Origin of the sequence: Streptomyces albofaciens JCM 4342, from assembly GCF_008634025.1 — a bacterium.
GTDB classification, from domain to species: domain Bacteria; phylum Actinomycetota; class Actinomycetes; order Streptomycetales; family Streptomycetaceae; genus Streptomyces; species Streptomyces albofaciens.
Genome location: NZ_PDCM01000001.1, coordinates 3,558,812 through 3,575,284 on the forward strand (window position 1 = coordinate 3,558,812; position 16,473 = coordinate 3,575,284).

Annotated in this window: 13 protein-coding genes; 8 read left to right on the forward strand and 5 right to left on the reverse strand. The window is 73.7% G+C overall.

What is annotated here, in order from left to right; genetic code table 11:
- Positions 1 to 22 precede the first annotated feature (22 nt).
- The 4 genes from chvE to CP973_RS16105 form a co-directional block, all read right to left on the reverse strand.
- The gene (chvE, locus tag CP973_RS16090; RefSeq protein ID WP_150241301.1) at positions 23 to 1,144 is read right to left on the reverse strand and encodes a multiple monosaccharide ABC transporter substrate-binding protein; all 1,122 of its coding nucleotides are present in this window, start codon (positions 1,142 to 1,144) and stop codon (positions 23 to 25) included.
- The gene (locus CP973_RS16095; RefSeq protein WP_150241303.1) at positions 1,141 to 2,160 is read right to left on the reverse strand and encodes a hypothetical protein; all 1,020 of its coding nucleotides are present in this window, start codon (positions 2,158 to 2,160) and stop codon (positions 1,141 to 1,143) included. The genes chvE and CP973_RS16095 overlap by 4 nt, the downstream gene beginning before the upstream one ends.
- An 85-nt stretch (positions 2,161 to 2,245) precedes the next feature.
- The gene (locus tag CP973_RS16100; protein WP_150241305.1) at positions 2,246 to 3,268 is read right to left on the reverse strand and encodes a zinc-dependent alcohol dehydrogenase; all 1,023 of its coding nucleotides are present in this window, start codon (positions 3,266 to 3,268) and stop codon (positions 2,246 to 2,248) included.
- A complete protein-coding gene (locus tag CP973_RS16105) occupies positions 3,265 to 4,425 on the reverse strand; it encodes a mandelate racemase/muconate lactonizing enzyme family protein (protein WP_150241307.1) in 1,161 nt (386 codons plus the stop codon). Before CP973_RS16105 ends, CP973_RS16100 begins: the two co-directional genes overlap by 4 nt.
- Before the next feature lie 321 nt (positions 4,426 to 4,746).
- Here CP973_RS16105 and CP973_RS41400 point away from each other — a divergent pair, with 321 nt between their 5' ends.
- Positions 4,747 to 7,353 (forward strand): alpha-L-arabinofuranosidase C-terminal domain-containing protein, encoded by a 2,607-nt coding sequence (locus CP973_RS41400; RefSeq protein WP_150241308.1) that lies wholly within the window; start codon positions 4,747 to 4,749, stop codon positions 7,351 to 7,353.
- Positions 7,354 to 7,443: 90 nt separating this feature from the next.
- On the opposite strand, the gene CP973_RS16115 is transcribed toward CP973_RS41400, so the two are convergent.
- The gene (locus CP973_RS16115; RefSeq protein WP_150241310.1) at positions 7,444 to 8,274 is read right to left on the reverse strand and encodes an SCO4651 family lipoprotein; all 831 of its coding nucleotides are present in this window, start codon (positions 8,272 to 8,274) and stop codon (positions 7,444 to 7,446) included.
- Positions 8,275 to 8,783: 509 nt separating this feature from the next.
- Here CP973_RS16115 and CP973_RS16120 point away from each other — a divergent pair.
- The 7 genes from CP973_RS16120 (at position 8,784) to CP973_RS16150 (ending at position 16,411) form a co-directional block, all read left to right on the forward strand.
- A complete protein-coding gene (locus tag CP973_RS16120; RefSeq protein WP_150241312.1) occupies positions 8,784 to 11,231 on the forward strand; it encodes a SpoIIE family protein phosphatase in 2,448 nt (815 codons plus the stop codon).
- Between the two features lie 138 nt (positions 11,232 to 11,369).
- Positions 11,370 to 11,789: a hypothetical protein gene (locus CP973_RS16125; RefSeq protein WP_150241314.1), complete on the forward strand. Its 420-nt coding sequence runs from the start codon at positions 11,370 to 11,372 to the stop codon at positions 11,787 to 11,789.
- Positions 11,786 to 12,169: a winged helix-turn-helix domain-containing protein gene (locus CP973_RS16130; protein ID WP_150241316.1), complete on the forward strand. Its 384-nt coding sequence runs from the start codon at positions 11,786 to 11,788 to the stop codon at positions 12,167 to 12,169. The genes CP973_RS16125 and CP973_RS16130 overlap by 4 nt, the downstream gene beginning before the upstream one ends.
- A 135-nt stretch (positions 12,170 to 12,304) precedes the next feature.
- On the forward strand, positions 12,305 to 12,787 hold the full coding sequence (locus tag CP973_RS16135; RefSeq protein ID WP_150241318.1) for a DinB family protein: 483 nt from the start codon (positions 12,305 to 12,307) through the stop codon (positions 12,785 to 12,787).
- A 137-nt stretch (positions 12,788 to 12,924) separates the two neighbouring features.
- The gene (locus CP973_RS16140) at positions 12,925 to 13,683 is read left to right on the forward strand and encodes a hypothetical protein (protein WP_150241320.1); all 759 of its coding nucleotides are present in this window, start codon (positions 12,925 to 12,927) and stop codon (positions 13,681 to 13,683) included.
- A gap of 423 nt (positions 13,684 to 14,106) precedes the next feature.
- Positions 14,107 to 15,951, forward strand: coding sequence for an asparagine synthase (glutamine-hydrolyzing) (gene asnB / locus CP973_RS16145; RefSeq protein WP_150241322.1), 1,845 nt, complete (start codon positions 14,107 to 14,109; stop codon positions 15,949 to 15,951).
- Positions 15,952 to 15,982: 31 nt separating this feature from the next.
- The gene (locus CP973_RS16150) at positions 15,983 to 16,411 is read left to right on the forward strand and encodes a MarR family winged helix-turn-helix transcriptional regulator (RefSeq protein ID WP_150241324.1); all 429 of its coding nucleotides are present in this window, start codon (positions 15,983 to 15,985) and stop codon (positions 16,409 to 16,411) included.
- The last annotated feature ends 62 nt before the right edge of the window (positions 16,412 to 16,473 follow it).

Consider the following 16,473-nt stretch of genomic DNA (forward strand, 5'->3'; position numbering starts at 1 on the left):
GCCCGCACGGCCCGGTGCCCGCTCACAGGGCACCGCCCAGGTCCGCGGCCTTCAGATAGCCCTCCTCGACCAGGATCCGGGCGTTGCCGCGGTCCACGCTGACCGGGTCGAGCAGGAAAGCGGGCACCACCCGCACCCCGTTGTGGTACGTCTTCACGTCGTTGACCTGCGGCTTCCTGCCGTGCAGCACTGCGTCGCCCATCCGCACCGCCTGCCGCGCGAGCTTGCGGGTGTCCTTGTAGACGGTCTGTGTCTGCTGCCCGGCCAGAATCGACTTCACGGCGGCCAGCTCCGCGTCCTGCCCGGTCACGACCGGGTACGGGCGGCCGGAACCGCCGTAACCGACGCTCTTCAGTGCCGAGATGACGCCGAGGGAGATGCCGTCGTACGGGGAGAGCACCGCGTCCAGCCGGGCCGTCCCGTAGTACTTGCTGAGCAGGTCGTCCATCCGCTTCTGCGCCGTGCCGCCGTCCCAGCGCAGGGTGGTCGCCTGGTTGAGCGCGGTCTGGCCGCTGCGGACGACGAACTGTCCGCGACGCAGGTACGGGCGGAGTTCGGCCATCGCGCCGTTCCAGAAGTACCGGGTGTTGTTGTCGTCGGGCGATCCCGCGAACAGCTCGATGGTGAACCGCTCGTCCGCGCGCGCTTCCAGCCGCAGCTTGTCGGCGATGTAGCGGCCCTGGAGGCGGCCGACGCGCGCGTTGTCGAAGGAGGCGTAGTAGTCGACGTCCGGGGTGCCGAGCACCAGGCGGTCGTACGCGATCACCCCGATGCCCGCCTCCTTCGCACGGCGCAGCACATCGGTGAGCGCGGAGCCGTCGATCGCCGCCACGACCAGCAGCCGGTGCCCCTTGGCGACCATGTTCTCCAGCTGCGCGAGCTGGTTCTCCACCCGGTCGTCGCCGTACTGGAGGTCGGCCCGGTAGCCCTTGGCCGCGAACTCGCGGACCATGTTGCGGCCGTCGGCCAGCCACCGCTCGGACGCCTTGGTCGGCATCGCGATGCCGACCGTGCCGCCGCCGGAGCCGCCGGGCCGGTAACGGCTGCCGCCCTTGGCCTCCTGGCCGCAGGCGGTCAGGCCGAGGGCGAGGGCGAAGGCCGTCGATAGGGCCGTGCGGCGCGGTATGCGCGCCGGCCCGGTCATTGGTCCACCTCGTCGGGTACGGGGAAGCGGCGCAGTTCGCCCGGCAGCCGGGAACCGGGCGGCGACATGCGGCCGTCGCCGCCGAGCCGGGCCAGCAGGTCCAGCACCAGCCGGCCGCGTCGCACCCGTTCGCGCGCACTGTCCAGGGCGGCGGCCCGCAGCTGGGCGCCGTACGGGTACAGCGCGGGGGAGCGGCTGAGGCCGAACTTCAGGTACAGCGGCGCGCCGCGCCGGACGAGCTGCGCCACGTCGTACATCCGCACATAGCCGCCGAGGTCGTCGGGCGCCTCGACGTAGAAGTCCATGGGGGCGCGGGAGACGCGGCGGATCTGGGTGAGCTGGTCGAGGGTGAGGTCGCTGGGCACGTTCAGGGAATCGGCACCGAGCCGCTCGTAGATCTCGTACGCCGCCGGGTTGACCGGTCCGATCAGCGCGGAGACCTTGAAGGTGGTGCCGGCGGGCAGGGTCCCGGCCGCGCGCAGCCGGTGCAGCAGCCACAGCACCCCCTCGTCGGCGACGAGCAGACAGCGCACGCCCAGACCGGTGGCGCGCAGCGCGTCCTCGACGCAGCCGGCCACCGCCTCCTGGCCCCGGGCGCGCGGCCCGGTGGCGCCGCCGACGTCCCAGGTGCCGCGCGGCCCGGTGAACAGGCACAGCTCCGTGCCGTGCGCGGCGCAGGCGTCGAGCATGTCGGTGATCTCGGTGTCGGTCAGCATCCACACGCCGCTGCCCTGGCTGACACGGTGGACGGGCACGCCGAGCCGCCCGGCCTCCTTGAGGACCGCGGACAGCACCTCCGGGCCTTCCACGGAGGGGATCTCGGTCCGCCAGGTGCCGCCGTCGGGGAACGCGTACGGGGAGGCGTCGGCGGGGTCGTCGGCGGGGGCGGCGTGGCCGAGCGGGGCGAGGGCGTGGCCGGCGGGGTGGCGGAAGGGGAGCGGGCCGGTGGTGGGGTGGGTGCGGGCTTCGGGAGGGGAGAGGGGGAGGGGGCCGGTACCGGGAGGGGAGAGGGTCATGAGGCTCCTCTGTTCGGGATATCGGACGATGTTCGGGACCGCGGGCGTGAGGCGGCCGGACTGTTCGGCGGCGCGCGGGCGCCGCCTACGCCCCCGGCCGCACCAGCACCTTCCCCACCTCCGGATCGCCGCCGCCCATCAGCGCCACGGCCTCGCCCCAGCGCTCCAGCGGGAGCGTGTGGGTGATCAGCGGCGCCGGGTCCAGCAGACCGGTGGTGAAGGCCCGTACGGCATGGGTCCAGGCGGCGGACGGCGCGCCGAAGACGCCGCGCACGGTGAGGTGGTCCGTGACCAGGCGCACCGGATCGAGGCCGCGGGCGGCGGAGCCCGGCAGTCCGACCAGGACCACCCGGCCGCCCCGGCGGGCGAGTTCCACCGCCGTCGCGGCGGTGCCGGGCGCGCCCGCGGTCTCCACCACCACGTCGAAGCCGCCGGGCCCCGGACCGGGGGAGCGGGCGCCGGTCGCGCCCATCGCCAGGGCCTGTTCGGCGCGGGCCCGGCGCGGATCGACGGCGATCAGCTCGGCGGGGGAGACGGCGGCCAGCAACCGTACGGCCAGCAGCCCGAGGGTGCCCGCGCCCAGCACCGCGATCCGCTCGCCGGGCACCGCGCGGGCGGCCAGCGCGGCAGCGGCGGCGACCGCGGCCGGTTCCAGCAGCGCGGCCGCACCGAGATCCGCGTCGTCGGGAAGCGGGTGCAGCAGCCGGGCGGGCACCACCAGGGTGTCCGCGAACGCGCCGGGCCGGGTGAAGCCGGTCTCGTCGTACGCGGCGGCGCACAGTGAGGTCTCGCCGGCCCGGCAGCGGTCGCAGGCCAGGCAGGTACGGAAGTTCTCGCCGACGACCTTGCGGCCGAGCAGCCCGGCCGGCACCCCGCCGCCGACCGCCGCGACCGTGCCCGCCCACTCGTGGCCGGGGACGAGCGGGTAGCGGACGTACGGGGCGGGCCGCCCGCCGTCGTACACCTCGCGGTCGCTGCCGCACAGGCCCGCCGCCGCTACGTGGATCAGCGCCTCGCCGGGACCGGGGGAGGGGGTGGGCGCGCTCACCAGGCGGTGCCGGACCGGGCCTTCGACGAGGACGGACCGGGTGCGCGCGGGCGCGTTCACCGGCGCCCGGCGCCCGCTTCGCGCCGCTCCCACCCTTCGGCCCACAGGTCGAAGCGGGCCGGCTGCTGCGGGAACTCGGCCGCCGCGTCGGTGTCCAGTTCGACGCCCAGGCCGGGCGCGTCGGGCAGGGTGAAGTAGCCGTCCACGACCTCGGGCGCGCCCTTGACCACGCGCTTGATGTCGGAGTCGGCGAAGTCGTTGAAGTGCTCCAGGATCTTGAAGTTGGGGGTGCAGCCCGCTAGTTGGAGGGAGGCCGCGGTCAGCACCCCGCCGCCGACGTTGTGCGGCGCGACCATCATGTAGTGCGTCTCGGCGGTCGCGGCGAGCTTGCGGGTCTCCAGGATGCCGCCGAAGTGGCCCACGTCCGGCTGGACGATGTCCGCCGCCTGCGACTCGAACAGCTCGCGGAACTCGATCCGGTCGTGGATCCGCTCCCCGGTCGCGATCGGCGTGTCCACCTTGCCGGCGACCTTGGCCAGCGCCTTCAGGTTCTCCGGCGGTACGGGTTCCTCCAGCCACGCCGGGTCGAAGGGCGCCAGCTCGCGGGCGAGCCGGACCGCGGTGGCGGGGCTGAACCGCCCGTGCATCTCCACCATCAGCTCGCGGTCCGGGCCGATGGCGTCCCGTACGGCCTCGATGAGCGAGACGGCGTAGCGGGTGGCGGCCGGGTCGAGTTCGAGGTGGCCGGTGCCGAACGGGTCGATCTTCAAGGCCCGGTAGCCGCGTTCCACCACGGCGCGGGCGGCGGCGTGGTAGCCCTCCGGTGTGCGCTCGGTGGTGTACCAGCCGTTGGCGTACGCCTTGACGCGGTCGCGCACCCGGCCGCCGAGCAGCTGCCACACCGGTACGCCGAGCGCCTTGCCCTTGATGTCCCAGCAGGCCGTCTCCACGCACGCGACGGCGGACATGACGATCTCCCCGGCGCGCCCGTAGTCGCCGTACTTCATGCGCCGCACCAGGTCCTCGACGGCGAACGGGTCGGAGCCGGTGAGGTGGTGGTCCGCCGCTTCGGCCAGGTAGCCGAGGAGGGCGTCGGTGCGGCCCAGCATGCGGGTCTCGCCGACGCCGGTGAGGCCCTCGTCGGTGTGGACCTGTACGTAGGTGAGGTTGCGCCAGGGGGTGCCGACGACCTGCGTGCTGATACCGGTGATGCGCACGGGAGCTGACCCTCCATCGTGTTCGATATTTCGTCACGCGTCCGAAATGGTGGCGTGACCGTAGTGAGGGTCGCCGGGCGGTGTCAATGGGGGCGCGGCGGGCCGCCGCCGTTCGGCCGGGGCCGTTCACGCGCGGTGTGGGGGACGGGTGTTGACGTGGCGGCGCGCGGGGCGCATTCTCCCTCGCAGGCCGGGCGGTATGCCGCACGGCGTTCGATATCTCGTACACGGTGTTCCGGTGCAGCCGTACCCGGCTGTCCCGTACGTACGCGGCTTTCCCGTACGCGGCTTTCCCGTACACAACGGAGTGGAGGGGTACCCATGGCGAGCGACGACCAGCGCCCGGGAGCGGTCCCGGGCGGGCCCGGACGAAGAACCGTGATCACCGCGCTGGGCGCGACGGCCCTGACCGAAGCGCTGCGCACCGGGGCGGCACCGTCCGCCGCGGCGGAACCTGGCCCCGCGCTGCCCGCCCCCGTCGCCCACTGGGCCTTCGAGGAAGGCCGCGGCGGTACCGCCGCCGACAGTTCCGGCCACGGCCGCACCCTCACCCTGCGCGGCGGGGCCGCCTGGGGCGACGGCCACACCGGCCACGGCCTCGCCCTGGCCGGACGCGCCTGCGCCACCGCCGCCGGACCCGCCGTCGACACCGCGCACGGCTTCACCCTCACCGCCCGGGTCCGCCTCACCGCCACCGACGGCTTCCGTACCGCCGTCGCCCTCGACGGCACCGCCGTCAGCGCCTGCTACCTCCAACTGCGCGACGACACCCGGGCGTTCGCCTTCACCCGGCTGCCCAGGGACGCGGCCGACGCCAACGGCGCCGCCGCGATCGCCGGCGCGGGCTTCGCCCCCGAGGCGGGGCGCTGGTACCACCTCGCCGGCGTCGCCGACGCGGCGGCAGGCGTCTTACGGCTGTACGTCGACGGCGTACCGGAGGGCGAGGCGCCCGCCCCGGGAGGCTGGCGGGCCACCGGCGCCACCACCGTCGGCCGCGGCCTGTTCGCCGGTGCCGAGGCGGACCACTTCCAGGGCGCGATCGACGACGTGCGCTGCTACGACACCGCCCTGAGCGGCGCGCAGATCGCCCGGCTGGCCGGCGTGCCGGAGCGGGACACCACACCGCTGCTCACCGTCGACGCCCGCCGCCCCGGCCCCACCGTCCCGCCCCGGCTCGGCGGCATCTTCTTCGAGGACATCAACCACAGCGGCGAAGGCGGCCTGTACGCCGAACTCGTCAACAACCGCAGCTTCATGGCCGATCCCCGCACCCCGCTGCACTGGAGCGCCCTCGGCGGCGCCACGATCGCCCTGGACCCCACCGCGCCCCTCAACGAAGCGCTCACCCGGTCCCTGCGGATCACCGTGCGCGGCCCCGGCTCCGGCGCGGCCAACGACGGCTACTGGGGCATCCCCGTACGCCCTGCCACCACCTACCGCGCCTCCTACTACGCCAAGGCCGACGGCCGCACCGGCCCGCTCACCCTCGCCCTCACCGGCACCGACGGCACCGTGTACGCGCGGGCCGCCGCACCGGCCCCCGGCCGCGACTGGCGCCGCCACGACCTGACCCTGCGCACCCCGCCCACCGCCCCGACCACCACCGACGCGCGGCTGACCGTGACCACCGCGGGCGCCACCGGCCGCACGGGCACCCTGTGGCTCGCCCAGGTCTCGCTCTTCCCGCCGACCCACCGGAACCGCCCCAACGGCCTGCGCCCCGACCTGATGGCCGCGCTCGCCGCGCTGCGCCCCGCCTTCCTGCGCTTCCCCGGCGGCAACTACCTCGAAGGCAACGTGATCGCCGACCGCTTCGACTGGAAGAAGACCATCGGCCCCGTCGAACGGCGCCCCGGCCACCGCAACTCCGCCTGGGGCTACTGGTCCACCGACGGCCTCGGCCTGCCCGAATACCTCCAGATGGCCGAGGACCTGGACTGCGAGCCGGTGCTGTGCGTGTACGCGGGCTACTCGCTCAAGGGCGAGCACGTCACCGGCGAGGCCCTGCGGCCCTTCGTGCAGGACGCGCTGGACCAGATCGAGTACATCACCGGGCCCGCCGGCTCCACCTGGGGCGCGCGGCGCGCCGCCGACGGCCATCCCGCACCGTACCCGCTCAGGTACGTGGAGATCGGCAACGAGGACTGGTTCGACACCTCCGGCTCGTACGAGGAGCGCTACGCGGCCTTCCACGACGCGCTCACCCGTGCGTACCCGCATCTGAAGCTCATCGCGACCACCCCCGTCCGCAGCCGCCCCCACGACCTCATCGACGAGCACTACTACCGCTCACCCGCCGCCTTCGCGGCCGGCGCCCACTTCTACGACCGGCGCGACCGCGCCACCCCGAAGGTCTTCGTGGGCGAATGGGCGGCCCAGGAAGGCCGCCCCACCCCCAACCTGCGGGCCGCGCTCGGCGACGCCGCCTGGCTCACCGGCATCATCCGCAACAGCGACCACGTGGTGATGGAGTGCTACGCGCCCCTGTTCAGCCACGTCCGCGACAACACCTGGGCCACCAACCTCATCGCGTACGACGGCCTGACCAGCTACCACTCGCCCAGCTCCTACGCGCAGCAGCTGCTGCGCACCCACCGCGGCGACACCGTGCTGCCCACCGGGGTCCGCGCCCTGCCCGGCCTGAGCGCCGTCACCACCCGCGACACCCGGACCGGACGGCTGTACCTCGCCGTCGTCAACACCGGAGGCACACCGCGCACCACATCCGTACGCGTCGACGGCGTCCGGACCGTCGGCCCCGCCGGCCGGGCCGAGATCCTGTCCGGGCCGGGCCCGGAAGCGACCAACACGCTCGGCGACCCGACGGCGGTCGTGCCCCGGTCGGTGCCGCTGAACGGGCTCGGGACGCGGTTCACGTATACGTTCCCGGCGTATTCGGTCACCGTACTGCGGCTGTACGGAGGCTGAATCGCGCCTGTGCGGAGGGCGACGCCCGGCGGGCGGGCCGGTCCGCGGTCCGCCCGCCGGCTGCCCGACGGGCCGGGCCGCCGTCCGTCCTCAGCCGAGCATCGGGCCGTCGGCCGACGGCATGGGGGTGACCTTGCCGGGCGCGGGGACGGTGACCCGCACCGCCTTGCCGAAGTCGGTCAGGTTCATCGTCGCCGTGCAGCCGCCGGCGCCCAGCGGCCAGGAGAGCCGCGTACGGACGATCCGGCCGTCGCGGCCGACCCAGGCGTCCGCGTACACGACCAGCTCACCGATCTTCTGCCGCGCCCGGGCGATCTTCGTCCGGCCGCGCTCCGACATCCGCAGCATGATCGTCTCGTTGTCGAGCCGTCCGCGGTAGTGCACGGCCGGCCGCCCGCCGATCTGCTCCTCGCCCGCCTTCTTCGCCCCGCGCATCAGGGACACCTGCTTCAGGACGTGCTCGGGGTCGTTCAGCGGCGCCCGCAGGATCCGCTGGGCCTCCGCCTTGTCCCGGCGCACCGACCCCCAGGCACCGTGCTGGTCGGGGAACCCGCCGACGTAGACGGTGCCGCCGGAGAAGATCTGCTCCATCTCCGGCCCGCCCCCGGCGGCATCCGAGGCACGGCCCATGCGCAGCCCGGTCTTGAGCCGCCCCTTGGCGCCCGCCCAGTCGAAGTCGCCCTTGATGGTGAGGCTGTACATCGTCGTGGCGCCGTCGCCCATCTCGATCGTCTCGTCGATCCGGGCACTGCCCTTGACGGTGGCGGCCACGGCGGCCTTCACCGCCGCCCCGTGATCGACGTCGGGTGCCGGCGCGGAGGCGGACGCCTTCGGGGACTGCCCGGCCTTGTCCGCGGCCCCTCCGGAGCAGCCGGCGCACAGCAGGGCCGCGGCACCGAGCGGGATGAGGGCACGTCGCATGGTTTCTCCGAGAGGGATGACGACCGGTTCTCCGGCATATCGCCCATGCCGGGAAGGGGATCTTACGCGCGGCTTATCAAGCTGATGTGCGACGGGAGGGTGCCGGGCCGGGGAGCGGGGCGGGCGGCCGGGCGTCGAGGGGGCACCCCGCCCGATCCGCATCCAGGTGAGGGGCTTGCGGCACGTGAACGTGGCCGCGCACGACGCACGCACGCGTGCGCTCACAGCTCCGCCGTTCCCGGCGCACTCAGGCAGGTCGCCTCCCGCGCCGCGACGACGAAGGGTGCGCGGGCCGGCCCGGCACGTTCGAGAGGCCCCGGGTCCGTGCGGGGCCGGGAGGGCCCCGATCGGCCGAGTGCCCGGCCTCCCGCCCCCGGCCCGGGGCGCGGGGCGGGCGAGGCGAAACGATACTGGGGCAGAGCTGCGCGAGTCAGGAGTTCCGGGTCGTCCTCGGGAGTCGCCGTCGGACGGCGGCCGGGGCACGGTCGGCGAGTCGAAGGGGCGAAGCGATGGACGCACCGGTGCCGGAGTCCGCCGAGTGCCCGGAGGACCCGTTCGCGCTGCGCCGGGCGGCTTCGGCGGTGCTCGACGAGCGGGGCACGGTGACGGGCTGGAGCGGCTGCGCCGAGGACCTGCTCGGCCACCGGCCGCGGGACGTGCTGGGGCGGCGCGCGGACACCTTCCTGCTGCACGACGACGACCGGGCGGCCGCCGCGGAGGCCGTCGCCGCGGCCCGGCGCGACGGGGGCTGGTCCGGCGTCCTGCCGGTACTGCACCGCGACGGACACCGCGTCGAGCTGGGCTTCCGGGCCCGGCCCGTCGTCCGGGGCGACGACGCGTACGAGTGGTTCCTCGTCGCCGCGCCCGCGGCCGAGGTCGCCCAGTGGGAGATCGACCGGTCCGTACTGGAGGGCCTGTTCCGGAACTCTCCCATCGGGCTGTCCGTCCACGCCCCCGACCTGAGCATCCTCCGGATCAACCGGGCCATCGCGAGCATCAGCCGGCGTCCGGCCCCCGCGCACCGGGGCCTGCGCATGGCGGACTTCCTCGTCGGCCCGGACGTGGCCACCATCGAGGAGCGGCTGCGCAGGGTGCTGGAGACCGGCCGGCCGCTGATCTTCACCGAGCAGTCGTGCCGGCTGCGCACCGACCCCGGCCGGGAACGGGTGGTGTCGGTATCCGCGTTCCGGATGCGGGACTCCTCCTCCGGGGACGTGCTCGGCGTCACCCAAATGGTGGAAGACGTCACCGACCGGCACCGGGCCCAGCACCGGCTCGCCGTCCTCAACCGGGCGAGCGCCCGCATCGGCACCACGCTGGACGTCGCGCAGACCGCCCGGGAACTGGCCGAGGTGGCGGTGCCGGACCTCGCCGACGCGGTCTCCGTGGACCTGCTGGAGCCGGTCACCCGCGGCCAGGATCCCACCCGGGGGACGTACGTGCCCGTCCACCGTACGGCCGTACGGTCCGTCGTGGCGGAGGGCCTGGACGTCATGTACCCCGTCGGCGAGGTGTTCCGCTTCGCCCCGGGGACACCGCAGGCGCAGTGCCTCGCCGAGCAGCAGCCGATCCTCGAATCCGACCTGGGGCGCAGCACCGGCTGGTACATCCAGGACCCGGAGCGCTCGGAACAGGCCCTGCGCCTGGGCGCCCACTCGCTGATCGTCGTGCCGCTGGCCGCCCGCGGCCTCGTACTCGGGCTGGTGAGCCTGTGGCGGGCGGAGCGCTCCGAACCGTTCGAACGGGACGACCTCGTCCTGGCCCAGGAGTTCGTCTCCCGCGCCGCCATCTGCATCGACAACGCCCGCCGCTACACCCAGGAGCACCACGGCGCGCTGACCCTCCAGCGCAGCCTGCTGCCGCGCGCACTGCCCGAACAGCTCGCCGTCGAGGTCGCCCACCGCTACCTGCCCGCCGACCCCGCCGCGGGCGTCGGGGGCGACTGGTTCGACGTCATCCCCGTCTCCAGCGCCCGCGTCGCCCTCGTCGTCGGCGACGTCGTCGGCCACGGGCTGCACGCCGCGGCCACCATGGGGCGGCTGCGCACGGCGGTGCACACGCTCGCCGCCCTCGACCTCGCGCCCGACGAAGTGCTCTCCCACCTGGACGACCTCGTCAACCGCCTGGCCGAGGAGCAGGAATCGGCCGCCGGCGGCCCGGAGAGCCCGCAGGTCATCGGCGCCACCTGCCTGTACGCGGTGTACGACCCGGTCTCCCGCCGCTGCACCATGGCCCGCGCGGGCCACGTACCGCCCGCCGTGGTCGGCCCCGACGGCCGGATGACCCTCCCCGACCTGCCGGCCGGGCCGCCGCTCGGACTGGGCGGCCTCCCGTTCGAGTCCGCCGAACTCGAACTCGCCGAGGGCAGCCTGCTCGCGCTCTACACGGACGGGCTGCTGGAGGTCCACAGGCGGGACCTCGACGAGGGTCTGGCGCTGCTGCGCGGAGCACTGGAACAGCCCGCCTGCCGCCTGGAGGACAGCTGCAAGGCGGCGGTGGAGGCGCTGCTGCCGGTGCACCCGCAGGACGATGTCGCGCTGCTCCTCGCCCGTACGCGTGCGCTGCCGCCGGAGAGCGTCGCCACCTGGGAACTCCCCGCGGAACCGACCGCCGCGGCCGAGGCCCGCGAACTGACGTCCGCCACGCTGACCGAATGGGGCCAGGAGGAACTGGCGTTCACCGCCGAACTGGTGGTGAGCGAACTGGTCACCAACGCCTACCGGTACGGCGGCACGCCGATCACCCTGCGACTCATCCGCGACCGCTCCCTGATCTGCGAGGTCTCCGACCCCAGCAGCACCGCCCCCCACCTCAGACGCGCCCTCAGCACCGACGAGGGCGGCCGCGGCCTCCTCCTGGTCGCCCAACTCACCGACCGCTGGGGCGCCCGCCACACCCGCGAGGGCAAGACGGTGTGGACGGAACTGCCGTTGGGGGTGGGGGTGGAGGAGGGCTGACGCCGGATCCTTCTCGGTCGGCCGACGGGCAATTGCCGTTCGCTTCCGTCCTTTTACTTGCCAAGTTGGAAGGTAGTTGGCATCTTGGCAATACGGTGACGTGGTGCTCGTGGCCGTGCTGCTGATCGAGGGGGAAATGTGCGGGAGACGACCGATGCCGTGGACGCGTTGGGGCGGGCCGCCGCGGCGGAGAAGGCGGCGCGGTCGCGCAGCGGCTGGTACGCCCGGTACCTGTGGACCTTCGCAGCGGGTCAACTGGTGCTCGTACCCCTCGCCCTGCTGGGGCGCGGCCCGGTTGCCGCGCTGCTCTTCACCCTGGTCAACGCGGGGCTCGTCACCGGGCTCTCGGTGTACGCGGCACGGCAGCGCATCGTGCGACGCGGCTTCGGGGCGCGGCACGGACTGCTGATCGGCTCCCGGGCGGCGCTCTACGCCGTCGCGGTCCTCCTCGGGACAACGGTGTGCGCGGACAGCCGGGCCTTCGCGGCAGCGGCGGCCGTGGTGTGCGCGCTGCCGCTTGCCGTGGGCGCGTGGTTCGAAATGCGGAGGTCGTCGTGACGGCGCGGCGGAGCGAGGCCGGTCCGCCGGGCAGCCATCCCCGGCACGCGCTCGCCCCGCTGCTCAACTCGCCCGTGCGCCTGTCCGTGGCGGCGGCCCTCGCGCCGGTGGAGAAGGCCGAGTTCGCCCTGGTCCGGGACCTGGTCGAGGTGACCGACTCGGTGCTCTCCAAGCAGGTGGCGGCACTGGAGTCGGCGGGCTGGGTGGCCGTCGCCAAAGGCCGCGCCGGGCGCCGCCCCCGCACCTGGCTCTCGCTGACGGCCGAGGGGCGTGTGGTGTACGAGCGGCATCTGGCGGCGCTGAGGGCGATCGCGGAGGGGGCCGGAGGGCGATGGGCGGGGCCGGGCCGGGGGACCGCCGACGAAGGGACGGGCGGGTAGGCGGACAGACGGGCGGGGCCGGGGAGGGGCGTGGGTGCCGCCCGGGGCGGTGATCGCGGCCGTCGCCCGGCCGCGTTGTCAGACCCTTGTGTCACGATGACGGACATGAGCACACCTGGACGTACCCTGCCTCCCATGAACGCCGACGAGCGGACCACGCTGGAGAGTTGGCTCGACTTCTACCGCACCACTCTCGCCCTGAAGTGCGACGGCCTGACCGAGCCGCAGCTCCGCGAGGCGTCCGCGCCGCCTTCGTCGCTGACCCTGCTCGGCCTGGTCCGGCATCTGGCGGCGGTCGAGCGGTTCTGGTTCCGCAGGGCCCTGGCCCAGGAGGACGTACCGACGCTCTTCAGCTCCGACCCGGACGCCAGCTCCGCCAACAGCGGTTTCGACCTCGACGACTCGGCCACCTACGAGGACGCCCGGCGCATATGGCAGGCCGAGATCGAGCACGCCCGGAAGAACTGCGCTTCCCGCACGCTGGAGGACACCGGCACGTACCGGGGCGAGCCGGTCACCCTGCGCTGGATCTACACCCACATGACCGCCGAATACGCCCGCCACTGCGGCCAGGCCGACCTCATACGGGAGCGCATCGACGGCAGCACGGGCATCTGAGTCCGGTCCGGCGGCCCCGGAGCCCGGCAGCCGCGCGGTGCGGCGGGTTTACGTATACCGCGCGGCGGGCCGCGGTACGCAGACTGGCGCCGGAGCACCCGTCACCGCACCGCAGGCCGCACCGAGCGGAGGGCACCGTGACGAACGACTCGACGGCGCAGGACCGGCAGCTGCTGCACGACTACTCCCGCGAGACCCGCGACCCGTACGTCCAGCGGCTTCTCGCGGAGCTCCTCGGCCACGTCAACCGGGCGGGCTTCGAACGGACGGCGGGCGCGGGCGGCGGCAACACGCGCGACCTCGGCCAGGGCCGGTACGCCATCTCCTACGCCCACACACCGGACATGACCCGCACCGACCACCTCGCGGTGATGGTCCACGAGCTGACCCATGTCGCGGTCGGCCAGGCGTACGACTCCCGCATGCTGAACTTCCCGGTGCCCCCGCTCTCCGCGGCGGAGGAGGCCCGGGTGCGCAACGAGACACCCGGACGCGAGGAGGACTTCCAGAACGCCGGTCTCCGGCGGGCGGACGCACGGCGCCGCGACGCCTTCGTGGACCTGGTCGTGGGCAACGTCCAGCGGCTGCTGGACGAGCTGCGCGGCTCCGGCCTCCCGGCCGGACGGCAGCGGGCGGTACGGAGCAAACTGACCGACCACATGCGGGCCCGCCCGTACCACGAGTACGACGGCGTCCTCTCGCACGTGCTCGTCTGGGCCGACCTGGACGGAGTCGACCGGTCCTCGGCCTTCTACCGCAGCCTGACCGCGATGGTGGCGCAGGCGGCCGACTGGCGCGCGGCCGGTGACATCACCCTGCCCCGGCGCCGCCGCGGTCTGTTCCGCCGGATGGGGAGGGCGCTGGCCCGGGCCATGGGCATGTCCCGGCGGCGGTAAGGGGGAGGTGCGCAGACCCGCGGGGAGGGGGGAGAGGCGCATGAGGTGGGGGGGAGGCGCAGGGGACGGCTCACCCGAGGTCCGCCCGGTTCCTCCGCCGCAGCCACGAGTAAAGCCTTCCCCACGTCCCCGTAAGCCCCAGCCCATCCGCCCTCGCGCCCCGCCCTGCCCCCGCTCCCGCAAACCCGCAGATCACAGCCCTGATCGCGGCTTAATTGTCGTCCTCTTGCCCCGGATTGCGCGAGCCGACGGCCCGTCACGGCGAGGTTGACGGTTCGGGCACCCGAGGAACACCCTCGTTATATAGGTGCTCGATACAACTGACCCGTGGAGGTGTCGGGCCGCCGGGCCGCGCCGTGCCCGCGCACGCCGCGCGCCGTGTCCGGCGGACCGCCTTCCCGGGCCGGAGCAGGAGGACATGGCATGTGTGGTATCACCGGCTGGATTTCCTTCGATCGTGACCTGCGCTCCGAGCAGGAGACCGTGGACGCGATGACCGAGACGATGTCCTGCCGTGGCCCCGACGACCGCGGTACGTGGGTGCAGGGGCCCGCCGCCCTCGGCCACCGCCGCCTCGCGATCATCGACCTCCCGGGCGGCCGTCAGCCGATGACCGTGCACCGGGAGGACGGCAGCCCGGTCGTCATCGTCTACTCCGGCGAGGCGTACAACTTCGGCGAGCTGCGCGAGGAACTGACCGGCCGCGGCCACCGGTTCACCACCGACTCCGACACCGAGGTGGTCCTGCGCGGCTACCTGGAGTGGGGCGAGGCGGTCGCCGAACGGCTCAACGGCATGTACGCGTTCGCCGTCTGGGACGAGCGGCAGCAGCGGCTCGTCATGATCCGCGACCGGATGGGCATCAAGCCGTTCTACTACTACGAGACGCCCGACGGCGTGCTGTTCGGCTCCGAGCCCAAGGCGATCCTCGCCAACCCGCTCGCCGGGCGCACCGTCGGCCTCGACGGTGTCCGCGAGCTCTTCGCCTTCGTCAAGACGCCCGGCCACGCCGTGTGGGACGGGATGTACGAGGTCGAGCCCGGCACCGTGGTCACCGTCGACCGCGGCGGGCTGCGCCGGCACGTGTACTGGTCGCTGGAGACCCGTGCCCACGAGGACGACCGGGACACCTCCGTGGCCCACGTACGGTCGCTGCTCGACGACATCGTCCGCCGCCAGCTCGTCTCCGACGTTCCTCGCTGCACCCTGCTCTCCGGCGGACTCGACTCGTCGGCCATGACCGCGCTGGCGGCCCGTCAGCTCGGCGAGGTGGGGGAGACCGTCCGCAGCTTCGCCGTCGACTTCGTCGGCCAGACCGAGCACTTCGTGGCCGACGCGCTGCGTGCCACCCCGGACACGCCGTACGTCCACGACGTGGCCCGCCTCTCCGGCACCGACCACCAGGACATCGTCCTGGACTCGGACTCGCTGGCCGACCCCGAGGTGCGCGCGAAGGTCATCCGGGCGCGGGACATACCGATGGGCTTCGGCGACATGGACGCCTCCCTGTACCTCCTCTTCAAGGCGATCCGGCAGCATTCCACCGTCGCCCTGTCCGGGGAGTCGGCCGACGAGGTCTTCGGCGGCTACAAGCAGTTCTTCGACGAGGAGGCCCGCCGCGCCGAAACGTTCCCCTGGCTGGTCCACTTCGCCGAGCACTTCGGCGACGACGGCAGCGTCCTCACCCCCGCGCTGGCCGAAGCCCTCGACCTGCGCTCCTACGTCCAGGACGGCTACCGGACCGCGATCAAGGACGTACGGCGGCTGGACGGGGAGAGCGACTTCGAGTTCCGGATGCGCAAGATCTGCTACCTGCACCTGACCCGGTTCGTCCGCATCCTGCTCGACCGCAAGGACCGCGCGAGCATGGCCGTCGGCCTGGAGGTACGGGTGCCGTTCTGCGACCACCGGCTGGTCGAGTACGTCTACAACACGCCGTGGGCGCTGAAGTCGTTCGACGGGCGCGAGAAGAGCCTGCTGCGCGAGGCCACCGCCGATGTGCTGCCGAAGTCGGTGTACGACCGGGTCAAGAGCCCGTACCCGTCCACGCAGGACCCCAAGTACGCGGTCGCGCTCCAGCACCACGCCAAGGACCTGCTCGCCGACTCCTCGCACCCGGTCTTCGACATCGTCGACCGGGCCTGGCTCAAGCGGGCGGTCGAGCACGACGCGCCGCAGATCACCCAGGCCTCCCGCAAGGGCCTCGAAAAGACGCTGGACCTGGCCCTGTGGTTGGACATGTACCGGCCCAGCCTTACCCTTTCCTGAACCCGAACCGGGCGGCGCGATGGGCTGAGCGATGACAATCGGTGACGATGCGGCACTGCAACTGGTGATTTCCCTCCACCGGCTGACCCGGAGTCTGCGCAGAGCCGCGGCGGCCGGCGGCATCCAGCCGACCCAGCTCGCCGTGCTGGCCCTGCTGACCCAGCAGGGCCCTTCCCGGATCGGCGAGATCGCGGCCTGGGTCCCCTGCTCCCAGCCGACCGCGACCGCGGCCGTACTGGGCCTGGAGTCGGCCGGCCTGATCCGCCGCGAACCCGATCCCACCGACGGACGGGCCAGCCGCGTCCTGGCCACCGAACGCGGCGCGGCCGCGCTCGCCGACATCGCGCGCGGCGAGGCCGAGGTGCTGGCCAAGCGCCTCGCCTCGCTGCGTCCCGACGAGATCCGCCGCATCGCCGAGGCGGGACCGCTGCTGCGGCGGCTGGCGGAGGCGGCGGAGTGAGGGGCGGCCCGGTCGCGGACTGCTCCCGCTTCCAGCGGGTACGGGGCGCCGGGCGGTGAGAT

Excerpts from the sequence above, each read along its gene's own strand:
- chvE (WP_150241301.1), bottom strand. The coding sequence starts at position 1,144 with ATGACCGGGCCGGCGCGCATACCGCGCCGCACGGCCCTATCGACGGCC.
- CP973_RS16095 (WP_150241303.1), bottom strand. The coding sequence starts at position 2,160 with ATGACCCTCTCCCCTCCCGGTACCGGCCCCCTCCCCCTCTCCCCTCCC.
- CP973_RS41400 (WP_150241308.1), top strand. The coding sequence starts at position 4,747 with ATGGCGAGCGACGACCAGCGCCCGGGAGCGGTCCCGGGCGGGCCCGGA.
- CP973_RS16115 (WP_150241310.1), bottom strand. The coding sequence starts at position 8,274 with ATGCGACGTGCCCTCATCCCGCTCGGTGCCGCGGCCCTGCTGTGCGCC.
- CP973_RS16120 (WP_150241312.1), top strand. The coding sequence starts at position 8,784 with ATGGACGCACCGGTGCCGGAGTCCGCCGAGTGCCCGGAGGACCCGTTC.
- CP973_RS16135 (WP_150241318.1), top strand. The coding sequence starts at position 12,305 with ATGAACGCCGACGAGCGGACCACGCTGGAGAGTTGGCTCGACTTCTAC.
- asnB (WP_150241322.1), top strand. The coding sequence starts at position 14,107 with ATGTGTGGTATCACCGGCTGGATTTCCTTCGATCGTGACCTGCGCTCC.
- CP973_RS16150 (WP_150241324.1), top strand. The coding sequence starts at position 15,983 with ATGACAATCGGTGACGATGCGGCACTGCAACTGGTGATTTCCCTCCAC.